The sequence below is a fragment of the Bacteroides caecigallinarum genome, assembly GCF_021530995.1.
Taxonomy (GTDB): Bacteria; Bacteroidota; Bacteroidia; order Bacteroidales; family Bacteroidaceae; genus Phocaeicola; species Phocaeicola faecigallinarum.
In genome coordinates this window covers 1-14,063 of record NZ_JADYTF010000094.1, presented here as the reverse complement: position 1 = coordinate 14,063, position 14,063 = coordinate 1, and the positions used below count along the sequence as shown (strand labels likewise).

General features: G+C 41.4%; 12 protein-coding genes. 1 reads left to right on the top strand and 11 read right to left on the bottom strand.

Annotated features, from left to right (window positions below; all coding sequences use genetic code 11):
* Positions 1–100: 100 nt before the first annotated feature.
* On the top strand, positions 101–496 hold the full coding sequence (locus I6E24_RS12210; RefSeq protein ID WP_235328821.1) for a hypothetical protein: 396 nt from the start codon (positions 101–103) through the stop codon (positions 494–496).
* Between the two features lie 120 nt (positions 497–616).
* On the opposite strand, the gene I6E24_RS12205 is transcribed toward I6E24_RS12210, so the two are convergent.
* The 11 genes from I6E24_RS12205 to I6E24_RS12155 all read right to left on the bottom strand — a co-directional run bounded on the left by I6E24_RS12205 (position 617) and on the right by I6E24_RS12155 (position 13,954).
* Positions 617–1,873: a nucleotide sugar dehydrogenase gene (locus I6E24_RS12205; RefSeq protein ID WP_235328820.1), complete on the bottom strand. Its 1,257-nt coding sequence runs from the start codon at positions 1,871–1,873 to the stop codon at positions 617–619.
* A 94-nt stretch (positions 1,874–1,967) separates the two neighbouring features.
* Positions 1,968–4,403, bottom strand: a complete 2,436-nt coding sequence (locus I6E24_RS12200; RefSeq protein ID WP_235328819.1) for a GumC family protein — start codon at positions 4,401–4,403, stop codon at positions 1,968–1,970.
* 42 nt (positions 4,404–4,445) lie between these two features.
* A complete protein-coding gene (locus I6E24_RS12195; protein ID WP_235328818.1) occupies positions 4,446–5,240 on the bottom strand; it encodes a polysaccharide biosynthesis/export family protein in 795 nt (264 codons plus the stop codon).
* Positions 5,241–5,254: 14 nt separating this feature from the next.
* The gene (locus tag I6E24_RS12190; RefSeq protein ID WP_235328816.1) at positions 5,255–5,695 is read right to left on the bottom strand and encodes a BT0820 family HAD-type phosphatase; all 441 of its coding nucleotides are present in this window, start codon (positions 5,693–5,695) and stop codon (positions 5,255–5,257) included.
* A gap of 179 nt (positions 5,696–5,874) precedes the next feature.
* Entirely contained in the window at positions 5,875–5,967 is a 93-nt protein-coding gene (locus I6E24_RS17230; RefSeq protein ID WP_262911929.1) for a lipocalin-like domain-containing protein, read from the bottom strand.
* Between the two features lie 12 nt (positions 5,968–5,979).
* A complete protein-coding gene (locus I6E24_RS12180) occupies positions 5,980–6,510 on the bottom strand; it encodes a hypothetical protein (protein ID WP_235328815.1) in 531 nt (176 codons plus the stop codon).
* Between the two features lie 4 nt (positions 6,511–6,514).
* Positions 6,515–7,492, bottom strand: coding sequence for an AAA family ATPase (locus I6E24_RS12175; protein ID WP_235328813.1), 978 nt, complete (start codon positions 7,490–7,492; stop codon positions 6,515–6,517).
* A gap of 684 nt (positions 7,493–8,176) precedes the next feature.
* On the bottom strand, positions 8,177–9,484 hold the full coding sequence (locus I6E24_RS12170) for a hypothetical protein (protein WP_235328812.1): 1,308 nt from the start codon (positions 9,482–9,484) through the stop codon (positions 8,177–8,179).
* A gap of 47 nt (positions 9,485–9,531) precedes the next feature.
* Positions 9,532–9,888, bottom strand: a complete 357-nt coding sequence (locus tag I6E24_RS12165) for a hypothetical protein (protein ID WP_235328811.1) — start codon at positions 9,886–9,888, stop codon at positions 9,532–9,534.
* Positions 9,881–12,262 carry an amidohydrolase family protein gene (locus tag I6E24_RS12160; protein WP_235328810.1) on the bottom strand — a complete coding sequence of 794 codons (2,382 nt, stop codon included), beginning with the start codon at positions 12,260–12,262 and terminating at the stop codon, positions 9,881–9,883. The genes I6E24_RS12165 and I6E24_RS12160 overlap by 8 nt, the downstream gene beginning before the upstream one ends.
* 6 nt (positions 12,263–12,268) lie before the next feature.
* On the bottom strand, positions 12,269–13,954 hold the full coding sequence (locus I6E24_RS12155; protein WP_235328809.1) for a hypothetical protein: 1,686 nt from the start codon (positions 13,952–13,954) through the stop codon (positions 12,269–12,271).
* Positions 13,955–14,063: the final 109 nt, after the last annotated feature.

Here is a 14,063-nt window from a genome sequence, read left to right as displayed (position 1 = left end):
AAATAATACCAATAAATTTCGCTTTATTGTGAAAATATATTTAACTTTGGGAATCCGAGGAATCGAAATTACATTTACTTTAATTTTAAAAACCGGAGTTATGAAGAAGTTATTATTTATTCTGGCATTCTTTATGCCTTTCATTGCGTTCACATCATGTTCAAAGGACGAAGTTTCATCAACCGACGATCTTGCCGGAACAAAGTGGGAAGGAAATATCGGTCTTGGCGATCTTGTAATTGCCACTCTTCGTTTGAATTTTCAGGAGACCACATTTACAGCTTCTGTAAGGATGGATTTGAATGGCGACGGTCAGATTACGGCCGATGAAGAAGAAGTATCCACAGGTACATATACAGTAGATGGCAACTACATCTATCTCACCATCGAGGGTGAGACAGAGAAGGCAGAGCTTCGCGACGGTAAGATAATTCTCAAGGTTACCGACTGGGATGGCGAGAGCATTCCTATGGAGTTAATACTGGAACAGGTATGATAATCAAAAAACAAAAAAACAGACAGTAAAAAACATTTCTCGGATTAAATCAATAAGGGCGGCCACCACATCATCGCGGTGACCGCCCTTAATTATTAATTATTAATTTTTAATTGCTTCCTAGTCCCTTCTGAACACATCCCTCGTATATACCTTGTCCTTCACGTCGTCCAGCACCGCGTCATATCTGTTCGCTATGATGGCGCCGCTCATGCGTTTGAAGTCCTCCAGGTTGTTCACCACCTTCGAGCCAAAGAAAGTAGTGCCGTCCTCCAGCGTAGGTTCGTAGATTATTACCGTTGCCCCCTTCGCCTTTATTCGCTTCATCACTCCCTGTATTGAGCTCTGTCGGAAGTTGTCGCTGTTCGATTTCATTGTCAGTCGGTACACACCTATGGTAACGTTCTTCTCCACATCCATGTCCCACTGCGAGTTGGCAGAGTAGTATCCCGCCATTTTCAGCACCTGGTCCGCTATGAAGTCCTTCCTTGTGCGGTTCGATTCCACAATGGCGTGAATCAGGTTCTCCGGCACGTCCGCATAGTTTGCCAGCAGCTGCTTTGTGTCCTTAGGCAGACAGTACCCCCCGTATCCGAACGACGGGTTGTTATAGTGGTTTCCTATTCTCGGATCCAGACTTATACCGTTTATGATGTCCACGGTGTTCAGCCCCTTCATCTCGGCGTAAGTGTCCAGCTCGTTGAAATAGCTCACCCTCAGCGCCAGATACGTGTTGGCAAACAGCTTCACCGCTTCCGCCTCCGTCAGTCCCATGTACAGAGTGTCGATATTCTCTTTTATCGCCCCCTCCTGCAGCAGCCCTGCAAAAGTCCTTGCAGCCTGCCTCAGTTCCTCCGCATGGTCGCACACAGAGTCTTTCGGACACCCCACAATTATACGGCTGGGGTAGAGGTTGTCATACAGCGCCTTGCTCTCCCTCAGGAACTCCGGCGAGAACAGCAGCTTCAGGTCCCTTCCGTACTTGCGGTACAGACCCTCACAGTAACCCACAGGGATAGTGCTCTTTATCACCATCACCGCGTTCATGTTCACGCTTTGCACAAGGTCGATAACCTCCTCCACGTGCGAAGTGTCGAAATAGTTCCTCACCGGATCATAGTTCGTAGGCGCCGCTATCACCACGAAGTCCGCGTCCCTGTATGCCGCCTCTCCGTCCAGAGTGGCAGTCAGGTCCAGTTCCTTTTCCGCCAGATACATCTCTATATAGTCGTCCTGGATAGGAGAGACCCTGTTGTTTATCTTCTCCACCTTTTCCGCTATCACGTCCACAGCCGTCACCCTGTGATGCTGCGCCAATAATGTTGCTATCGACAGACCTACATATCCTGTTCCTGCTACTGCTATTTTTCTTTTCATATTCCGAATTCCATTTTCGTTACTTGGAACAAAAGTACAAAAAAATAATGGAGCACCAGCCCCTGGCACCCCATTAATTTTTAATTATTAATTCTTAATTCTTTTTCTTTTCTCCCTCATAACCATATCCGTATCCGTAGCCATAGCCCTTTCCGTAGCCGTATTTGCGTCCGTATCCATAGCCATAGCTGTTTCGGCGTTTGCTCATGTCTATACCGTTTATTACGGTTACCAGTTTCGGGAACTTCTTTTCCCTCTTCAGCACGTTGATGAACTCATATCCCGCCTTCGGAGTCACATCCGCGCGACACACATATACACATGCGTCAGCCACACGGCCTATGATAGCCGTATCCGTCACCATGCCTATAGGGGCAGTGTCCAGAATCACGTAGTCATATTTCTCTTTCAGCAGCTCTATTGCCTTGTCCAGCACATTGCGTGCCACGAGTTCCGTCGGGTTAGGAGGCACAGGACCACCCGGCAGAATGTCCAGATTGTCGCTGATGTCCGATTTCTGTATCATGTCGAACAGGTTCACATGTTCCGGATCGCTCAGATAGTTTGTTATACCCTCCGCACGGCGGCTCAGGTTGAACACCTTGTTCAGTCCCGGCTTGCGGATATCCATACCCACAATCACCACCTTCTTGCCTAAGAATGCCAGACTCACCGCAGTGTTACCTGCCACGAACGACTTTCCTTCACCCGGCTGGGTTGACGAGAACAGAATCACCTTCTGGTTCTTTTCCAGTACGAACAGCAGGTTTGTTCTCAGTCCGCGGAACATCTCTTCCATTATGTTGTTATGGTTCTCGCGTATCACTATCGCCCCGTGTTCAGGTTTTGTCGCTGTAGGCAGCTCCGCTATGATAGGCACGTCTGTGATTTTTTCCACATCCTCGCGTGTCTCAATCTTATATTTCAGCAGGTCTCTCAGATATACGAATCCTACCGGCAGACCCAGTCCGATTACCAGTGCAGCCAGAGCAATGATAGGTTTCTTTGGCGAAACAGGCGCTCTGTCCGGCAGCGGCTTTTCTATTATTCGTCCGTTGTTTGCCGTAGCAGCCAAAGTGATGGCGTTCTCCTCACGCTTCTGCAGCAGCATTATGTACAGCGTAGCCTTTATCTCCTGCTGGCGCGAGATGGTCAGGAACTCCTTCTCCTGCTGCGGAGCGTCGCTTATTCTTGTCTCCAGTCTCTTTGCCTGTCTGTCCAGGTCAGCCTTTGCTATCTGCAGTCCCTTCAGCACGCTCTGCACAGTGGTATGCACGCTCTTCCTCATCGCCTCAATACCCGTGTTCATGTTCACCACCGCAGGGTTGTTTTCCGACGAAGTGCGCAGCAGTCTCTTGCGCTCAATTATCATTGTGTTATACTGGTCAATCACAGAAGTCAGGTTCTGGTCCTGCAGTCCCACGTTAGCCGGAATCACCTCGTTCGCGTTTGCCGGATTGTTTATGTAGTTCTGCAGGAATTCCACCAGGCTTATCTGTGTGGCGTTCTGTATTCTCTGCTGCTCATATTTTGTACTCTCTTCCAGAGCCATTTGTGCGTCCGCAGTAATATTTGTCAGTCCCGAACGCTGTTTGAAAGCCGCCAGTTCCGATTCCGTCGAGCCCAACTCGGAGTTGATAATCGCGAGTCTGTCATCTATGAATTCGGCCGATTTGCGAGCCACCTCGTTCTTCTCGTCGTTCGCGTCCTGGTTATAGTTTCTCACCAGGCTGTTTATGAAGTCCACAGCCCTGCGCTTGCTTGTATTCTTTACGCTTATTGCCGCAATTGTAGTAGTCTTCGATGTAGGCGATACCTCCATGTTCTTGGCGTATGCGATTGCTGTAGCCGTAGGCGATGAAATATAAGTCACTAACTCGATATCCTCTTCCAACGCCGGAACCGAATCATTCCTGCTGAACGAGAACACACCCACAGGAGTAGGGAATACCGCCGGAATACTGTCAAATTCACATTCCGCTTCATGTTCCTCTTCATCCTCGGTGAAATATTTTGCCTTAACCGACAGCTTGCCCTCTACGGTATATTTCATGTCCAGCTTCACCCCTCCGTACAGTCTCTCTGCCTCTTCCGGGGTAAGAAACACATTTACGGGCGATGTCCTGTACAGCGGAACATTATATCCTAAGAAGCGTTTCTCCGAAGTATTGATATAAAGCCCCAGCTCAGTCACCACCTTGCTTATCAGAGTACGCGATTTCAGTATCTCCACCTCATTGTCAAAGCTGCTTGTCATGGAGAATCCCCCCATGTCCTGCAGTGCGCTAAGGGCACCGTTTGCGGCACTCATCGCCTTTTGTCTCGGGTCCATTTCCTTAATCAGCACAGCCGACGAAATGTTATACACCGGAGTCTGGTATCTCATGTATAGGAATGCCACCGCAAGACACGCTATTACGCTTGCCACAAACCATGGCCAGTACACCAGATACTTGAATATTATCTCATAGATATTGAAAGATTCCTCTTCCTGATTCTCCTGTATAGGAGTGTTGTTCAGTTCCTGCATGATTCAGTATTATATGTGCGTTATTAGTTGTTTCTCTTTTTTTTATCTCAGAATGTTCACAATAAGGCTGGCTATCGACACCATTATTGATGTAGCCGAAATCCATGTAGTGGTTGTTGTACCTATATCAGAGTTCTTCGCCTTAGTCTGGTTCGGAGTGACATACAGAATGTCGTTCTGTTTCAGATAGAAGTACGGCGACAGAATCAGGTCACTCTTCGTCAGGTCCAACTGCACAATCTCGCGCTTTCCTTCCGCGTCCTCACGAATCAGCTTCACGTTTGTGCGCACACCGTACACCGTCATATCACCTGCCATCGCAAGAGCCTCCAGCACATTCACCTTCTCGTTGCTGACAGTGAAAGTACCCGGACGGGCTACTTCACCCAGCACCGAAATCTTATAGTTTGCCATACGCACAGTCACTATAGGCTTCTCCTTCAGATAAGGCTGCAGCCTTTCGCGTATCAGGTCTTCAGCCTCATTCTTAGTCAGTCCACCCACTTTCAGGCGTCCTACTACCGGGAAATCAATTTCCCCCTTATTATTGACAAGGTATTGCTGCAATGTAGGCTGGGTTGTAGTATTAATATTAGTTAGTGCAGCATTCAGCGGAGTCTGCACCGTCAGATTGAATGGAGCCGCCGCCTGCGGATCAGTAGTATTAATAGTTATACTCAGCAGATCCTTCGGCATAATCTTGGCGTCATACAGAGGAATTACTTTTCCATAGTTGTTCACAGTCTCAATATCCTGCATATAAGGAACGTTCTTATACGAAGTACAGCTGCTCATCATTCCCGCAGCCAAAAGTGCGATAAACAAATACTTTTTCATATTTATAAGTTGATTTATCCGAATAATCTTTTAAACAGACCTTTGTTCTTATTCTCTTTTCCGTAGTCCTCGCGGTCCTGTTCGTAGTGGTCAAGCAAGGTCTCATAGCTCAGTTTGTTCTTCACCATCTCGTATATGGTACCCCAGTCCGGCAGCCCCCCCAGGTTACGGTCGTCTATAAACAGGTCCGCCTTCAGCTTGCGCGAGTAGTGGCTGTTCTTGCCCTTCTCCTCCTCAGGGTAGTCACGGTTTATGGCATAAAACTCCAGCCCACGTTCGCGGCAGAACTCTATCGCCTCGTCCAGCAGCCTGCCTTCGCGCACAGTCCAGAGAATCAGCTTATGTCTGTCCGCCTGCAGACGTTTCAGTGTCTCGATTGCAAAAGGAATCTCTTTTCCTATTTCCGGGTACTTATGTTCCACTATCGTCCCGTCAAAATCTATGGCTATAATCATTCGCTTTCGATTTTATTTTACTATTTTACAAAATGTTACGTTTTTAAACAAAAAACTTTGTATTTCGGTTGCAAAGATAACTAATTTATAGCGAAGTACAAAGCGAAAACTCAAATTTCAGGCTTTTAATACTTAAATGCTCGTCATTTCTGTTTACTGCATCCCCGTTCCAGCTTTTTTCAGAACTTCCTAAGTTCCAACCTCGAATACTCCGATTCCAGCGTCATGGTCTTGCCGTTGCAATGCACTATTCGGAACTTTGTTTCCTCCAAACGATTTTTATTTTATAACAGCAATCCCCTTAACACCTCTTCATCCGCTCTATATTGATTTTCTTTCAGATATCTCACAATATTGGCTAATTTTTCAAAAGTTGATGTTTTCTTTAAAGACTTGAACAGATTGCGATATTTCACGGAACTTATTGCGTCAATCTTCTTCGTTTCCTTTTTCATACTCTCAAGATCTGAAGGAATATGAAGCTTTTCCAACTCAATACCTGATTCTTTTACAGCATTCAGAATAAAGACCTCAACAGCCGGTGAAACTTGTATAATAAAGTGTGGTTTTACTTTATGTTTGTATAAATATATACTTCCGTCGTAGGCCAGAAGATTAAACTCTTCCAGATATTTTAATTTCCTCTTATCTTTGTCCGTTATACCGACAGCAAATTTTTCGCCAAATTTTTCTTTCATACATTTTGCTACCGCAGGACAGCCTTTTTGATGGTTATATGCTTTCAGTGGTGGCACCAATGCTTCAATCAGATTAGTGTCAATGTAACACTCAGGTATAATGAAATTGTCTCCCATAATCTTATTTTAAGTACCTTTCGTAATTGAAAAACAAATCTATTCCTGCATTATATACCTCATCCAGCTCTTCATCCGAGAGACGCTTTATGATAGTCTTTCCGCCTTTGAGGTCTGTAAGATACACCGCTACCTCGTCGGTTTGCAACTCCAGGAAATCGTTTACCACGTATGGGCTGTGTGTAGTGATGAAATACTGGTTGCTCTTGTCGTCCGTTATGCTTCCGGTCACTTTAGTTATGAACGGAGGATATGAATGCGCTTCAATCTCTTCAAGCATAATAACAGAGTTCTTGTTGCTGCTTATTGCTGCCTTGTAGAAAATAAGACGTTGCAACGTATCCGATACGGAGAAGAACGGAATGGAGAATACGGTAGTCTCGTTAAGCTGCTTCTGGAACTTTATTTCCTTTGTCGCAGTGTCAAACAATAGTTGCAGATTGTATTCTGCCACAATCTCTCTTATCTCATCCGTCAGACCACCATCGTTTTGTATTATTTGCATTATGTTCTCCCCACCTGCAGGCAAAAGAAAAGGCAACTCCGATATAAAAAATTTGTCAAGCTTCTTGAAATCATATTTTTTGAATTCAGGCATCAACACAGCATTGTTGCGTTTTGCCGCTATCTTGCCGCCATTGATAACCAGGCTTTCTTTTTTATCGCCATCAGAGTAGTCCCAAGTATATTTTATGCCGTCATTATTTGCGATACGCAAGTTATAGTTACCGGCCGTCACGCTTATAGGTTCCGATGTGTTGCCGTTAAAGTACAGTTCGTTCATGCTGTTGCTGTATCTCACCGTGTCACGCAACTCACGTTTTGAATACACCAGGTAAGGAACAGAGAACAATGCGAGAGCCTCAAGTATATTGCTTTTGCCCACATTTGGGCGGCCTAACAGTAGGTTATATCTTCTACAGTCTGTCAGTTCCACTTCCACCAACGACTTGAAATTGTTTATTCTTATGTTTTCTATCATGATTGGTTTTTGTAGTGTTTCGCAAATTTATCATTTTCCCCCGATAATGACAAATATTTATATCATATATTCTCAGTCATTTCTCATCAGAACTTCCTAAGTTCCAGCCTCGCATACTCCGATTCCAGCGTCATGGTCTTGCCGTTGCAATGCATTTTTACCTAATGATTACTCATAATTTCCCCTTTCGAGAAGTTCCCTCACACTTTGTTCAGTGCGTGCTGCTGTTTCTTCCCCATATTCATAAATTGCTTGAGAACCTCCTCTTTTTCGGTGGAATTATAAGGATTCCTTTGCGAATTCCATGTATATATGTTCATGTTATTGATCCGATTTTATTATTCCCCGCCACTTTTGCCTGATGTCGGAACCAGTCCAATGAACGGATCTTTTACGGTAACTTTATGTAAGTTTCCAATTTTAGGGTACCCCCTTTGGACGGGCGCCAGCAGGCATCCGTCTAAAAAAGAGTCCACAAAGATAGTGCAAACCGAGTGGAGTACAAAGTGGAAGAGAATGATGATTGTCTTCTTGAACCAGTCATAGAATGACGTGTATGGAATATTAAGAGCCACGTTGGTCAATACGTCATTTTTGGATGGTTACATCCGATATCTTATTTTTGTATTGTTTTATATAATCGCTTTCTTTTATCTGTACAGCTAGCTATTTTGAAAATATCATTCATAACAGCGAACTGAAATTAACCATTCCTATTTTTTTTGTCTCCAAAACACAATCAAAAACAACAATATGTAGTAACAAATCCTTGAAATCCCATTTGCTACCTTCTCCCAGGTATTTGAAATAAGCAGATGTTTTATCAAATATCGCCTGATTATTTTTTATTTCCTCTTCATTCAGGTTTCCTCTTTCTTTCTGATATGCTTTTAATAAACCGTCAAGTTCTGATATATTACAGAAATCATTAACAAATTTAGAAAGTACATCAGACTTATTCCCACCTTCATTATGGAGGCTATTAATGAATTTTTTTTTGTCCACTTCTATTTTACCTTCTTTTATATTGAAACATATTCCGTTAAACTCCGTTTTATTTATTCTTTTAGTATCTTGATTCTTATAGTATTCATTTATTGATTTGAGAATCATACCATACGATCTGTATAGAGAACCTTTAGGGTCAATGTGTTTTTTGAATTTCTCTTTCTCATTCTCTTTACCTTTTGTATCATTAACATCAAGCAGAATATTGTTGACATAATGAAAAAAATCATTTTTCATGTCCAGTAATGTGTTGTCATGCAATTTGTTGAAATGTTCTTTAATCATCGTATGTAAGCTATCTGCAACAATCTGTGGATATGCCACATTTGACAATGTGAGAAGTATATCATACGAGCGGTAAAGCAGAAACAGTTGCTTGAAAATGATATTGTCTATATCCTGGTTAATGGCATCCTCAGAAATATTTTTTCTGGAGAAATGTTCGGCGGCAATATCCACTTCCGTGTTATAGTTACGTAGCAACAATTTGAATTCATGCCTTATGGTATATGACTTTTCTTCTTCATCAATATCATAGATAATTTCATCAGGCAACGTCTTGAGCTTAAGAACATTGCTTTCCGAAGGGTAGTTCATCCTTACTCCCCATCTCTTGTTGGAATCATCATAGTATTTCAGTGTCATTGCACACGAACAGACCAGATTCCTGTAAAAATGCCTCGGTAAATCTTTCAGCTTTCCCATTTGTGCCGACTTAGGAGCATTCGAGGTATGCAGCTCAGTTTGCTTTTGGGCCTCAAAAGTTACTTTGGCAAAATACAATGATGCCAGTCCCAGAAAAAAACCGATAACTCCCAGAAAATTAAATCCGTCATCAAGAAAATTAGTAGAGACATCATCAATAAGTATAACAGGTGCTCCGTTTATTGTATCTTTTCCCAATACTGCAATATTGTAATCTGCAAATACAATGTCGCATACCATCAAAAAACTACCTAATATAAAAATACGCATAATGTTCATAAGTGACATTTTTTATTAAGACAATATCTATAATCTATAAATAACAACTATTCTATTATTTCGTATACACTGAATTCTTTGCTTTTAGAATCATAAACGGTTATTCTATTATCGGTCCTGCTCACTTTTATAAACGACCTTGACTGATTGTCGAAAGCCTGAAGCCCGTTTTCTCCAATATTCAGGTTAACCACCGATTTTGTATCAGGGTCAAACATTGAATTTCTGTTTCCGGTCAGGCATTTCCGGTGTTTTAAGTCTATCAGATTATACCTGTCATTATTGACTATGAAATTGTAGTTATACACAATTCTCATATTAATGTCAAATATTGACCGTCTGCCAATCTTGTAATGCAATTTAGCGTAAAGAAATGCCAAGGCTGCTTTTTTTTGATTATTCATGTTGGATGAAATTATAAATTCTACTATTATTATGGATACCCGATATTTTAAGTATCCTGTCGGATACAGAGGTGATGGATAAAGACTGGGAAGCTTCAAGATGCAAATATGCTTTTGCGAACTCGTTATAGATATTCGTACTGAAGATTCCCGGATCGTCTGTTCCCAATACTACAGGAGGAATCAACACGTTCTCCGTATTATTGCATATCCATCTGCTCAGGTGGTATTCGCCAAGATTCTTATAATAGCTTATTCTGACATTTGAAGTAGGCAACGTTTCGATTACTATACCTTTCAATGCCATAATGTTCAAAACAAGATTCTGCAATATTCTTATCTCATTATAGTTCAAAAGATTACAGTTCTCTATTTCAATGAGCTTATCATAGGCATTTTCCTTATTGCCGTATATCCTGTGATAAATCATCCAGATATCCTTAATTTCTTTCATATCATTCAGTTTCTTCCGTATTGAAAGTTCCTCTTCGGGAGATTCAATATTATACCAGTTGTCCGTAGTATATGAAAACTCGCTTTCAAGATACAGGAAAGGATTATACTTTCTCATTTTCCATGCTTCGGCAAGTATGTATGGAGGGTATGAAGAATTATAAACCTTGTGCGACAGTTCCGCTATGTCATTTTCCAGACGTATGATGTATCCCTGAAGTTCCTTGCATTTGGTTTCTTTTATTATATACCATATAAAAACAAGATTGTCAAGCCATTCGCCCTGTGAAACGATACAAGTACTGCCGGTCCTGTTTACCCATAGTTCAGGACATATACCCAGTGCCGTACAGTGCCCCAGTCTGTCGCCGGTTTGCAGTTCGAGAAACATTATCGCTTCATAAATATTCCTTATACCGCTTAATATATGCCTGAAATCTTCTCCCACATGAAAAGTGCATTTGTCTATACCGTTTTTTCTGAGGAATCTGAATGTATGTGCGAATACATCCGGTCCGGCATCAAATTCACTTGCCGCCGCATCTATGCCCCTGATAAGCTTTGCTGCGGCAAAATCCTTTTTCATATACAGCACAAGTGCCAGCGCCTTTTTCTTCAGTTCATGCCTTAACAGTCTGTGTCTTACAGGCATTTTCTTATCATGTGTATGCTCTCTCTTTTTTATGAAGTGAGCAACAAGGATAAGCCTGGAATTATTCAGATAGGCACTTCCCTTTTTCGCCTCTTCAAATCCCTTTTTTATTCTGGACAGAAGAATATGCAGCTTGAAACTGTTGTCGGGCGGGGAAAATCTTCCTTCAATAAGGTTCAGATACGAGATTGGACCTCCTCCTGCCAGTTGCATGAATCTTTTGGCATAGAAAGACTCTACACCGAATCTGAAAGAGTTCTCAGTTATTAGCTGGAACTGTGGAAAACCTGTTTGCGATTTCTGCATCACGGTGAGCCTGTGTGCGATACCTTTTATCAGCAGATAGTGGTGCAACCATGCAGCCAGACAGTTTTCTTCCCTTTTCTCCAGTTCGCATAAGGTTATGATATAGAACAGGATTTCGTCCAGAATAGGAGTGATATTATTGTCGTTATTGAAAATGCTCCCTGCCAGGTTCTCCATACCGAAATCCAAATCCATTGGTTCAGGACCGGATGTGAAATCCTTCAATTCCGTATTTGATGCTACTCTCATCAGAATCAGGCTCCTGAGGCTGTATGCCCTTTTAAGTCTCTCAAGCAGGATTACAGGAGTGAAATTTGCAATAGTCTGTTCTGTGTGTTTTCTCACCATGGAATTATTGTTATAGACATACATGAAATCCTTCAGCGTCCTGTATGGATTATGAATCATATAATGCCAGATAGCGTCAGTTTCAGTAGAACCGTTAAGATGAATGTGCAAGTCATTAAGCCCTTCATTTTCTGATATCAGAAAGTTCAGTTCCGGGATATATACCAGAGGTTGTGCCGTATGTACAAACTGTGAGAGGTGTGTCTTTATGAATGTACACAGTTCCGCAGGTCTGGACAACATGGACAATGTAAATCTGTCCATCAGGAAAGCCGCGATAAACAGGGTAGGAGGGATGAAACTGATAAGTTCCATCCATTTTTCAAACTTTTCCTTTTTAACAAATACGAATCCGTCCCTGAAGCATAAAATGTCTTTGGCAACGTCCCTGGGCATTTTATAAAGCAGTTCGGGAAGATTCCTGTATTTGTCAAGATACATATCGCCCAGATTCTCATAGAACGCATCATTCTTCATCTTGTTTTCTAACCTTTCCATAGCTATAAGCCTTGCCTTGATACGTTCAAAAGGGATGCTGTATGAAAAGCTCAGATTCCTTTCATATTCAAACAAACTTTCGTTATCATACAGCAATTTTGACAATATAGGATTCATACCGCATTAGTGTTCATATAAAGGTTCTTCTATTTCTATAGAACGCAGTACATTATAAGTCGTCATATCCGACCTTTTAAAATCATCTTTAACGAACTTAGCATACATAACCCTGAACCTTTCCTGAATCTCATTCTTCAAGGTCGTCTTCAAAGAAAGTTCATTGTTGAAAAAGCTTAATTTGTCATATAGTTCCATTTTCCTTTCAATGAAATCTTCTTTATCCATTTTCTTGTTGATAAAAATTTCAAAGATATTCTTGTTATACTTATATTCGTTGTAATACAAAGTATTCTCGCTGTCACTGTCATTTGTAGCCCATTCTATAGCCTCTTTGATGATTTTTATGATTGAATTGATATTATCTATTTCATCATTGATTCTTTTCGCTTTCCGTTTGTCTATTTCATAATTATACAACTGCCAGTTCACTTCTATCTGTTTGTTATCTATGATGTCAACAATATACGGATTCAGGAAAATCCTGAAGACAGGACACTGTGAAATCCATTCATATAAGTTGCATAATATTGATTCGTTTTTCTTTCTTGCTAAATACTTTTGCAGATTATCCTTAAAGATTCTGACTATATCACCTGTACTGCTTAAGTCCATGGACGACAGATTCCCCTCGATGGCATTCTCTATCAATACAGCATTCAGCAAAGCCACTATATAAGCGTTCATCTTGTCTCCAAGGTTTTCATACTTTCTTGTCATATCAAGATTATTTACCGAGAAATAGAACCTTGTGAATATGCGCTGCAACAGTTGTGCGGAAACATTGATATTCTTGTCCCTGAAATTGTTTTTCCATTCGAACAGTCTTGTTGCAAATTCCATTACCTTTTCATCCTCAAAATCGGCAAAGACATATTCGTCATTTCCGGACTGTATCATCTTGTATTCATTAATTCCCAAATTTATATAGTCACTAGGTTCATTGTAGAACTTATATTGGCATAACTTGTTGAGCAGCAGGCATATACTGTCCATTTCGTTTTCATCAATAATATCGCCATGTTCGTCTGTTTCCATATAAAACAACAAGTCTCTGACTGCTGCAAGGATTTTATAAACAGACACGAAAACAGTTTCCTGCAGATATTCGTTCTGGGTACCATGAAACATCATGGTAAACAGCTTGTCTAAATTATGAAACTCCGGATACCCTTTTATTATTATAGAGCCTGGAGTCGTTTTGTAATGAAACTTATAAAGGTTTGAATACTTCTTCATGCAATATGCATGGGCAAGGCTTATACTCTTCGTCAGGTCATCATTCTCGTTCAACGAAGTGAATTCAAGGAATTTCAATACCGTTTCCAGCTTGTCCGGTGCTTCAAATGTCTCTATAACATATTGCAGATATGAGATTCTCAACCAGAAGTCGAATATCATATAGCCGAACCTTCCCGCCTGTATGTTAAACTGCGCACCTATTGCCATCAAAGCCTTATTTAGTATCTCATCGTTGGTATAAGGCATGAAATTACAGCTATAATGCAGCACATTGTTCCTTATAAGGAATGACTGCATCTCCACTGTATAGAAAAAGTCAGGTGTTATAAGTTTTTTCGCATTGACAGCCTTTTGGTTTATATCGTTCCAGAAAATACTGTTAAGCGAGTTGGTGATTTCCAGCTTCTTCCTGAAGTCTTCCAGTTCATATTCTTTCCATTTAAAATCCAAACAAAGTTGGATAATTCATTATTAATTAACTTTAGTTTTATATCTTTGTATCAGGATGTTAAGAGGAAGTAGGCTCTGCTGAGGAGCAACCTGCCAGCAATAAACATCC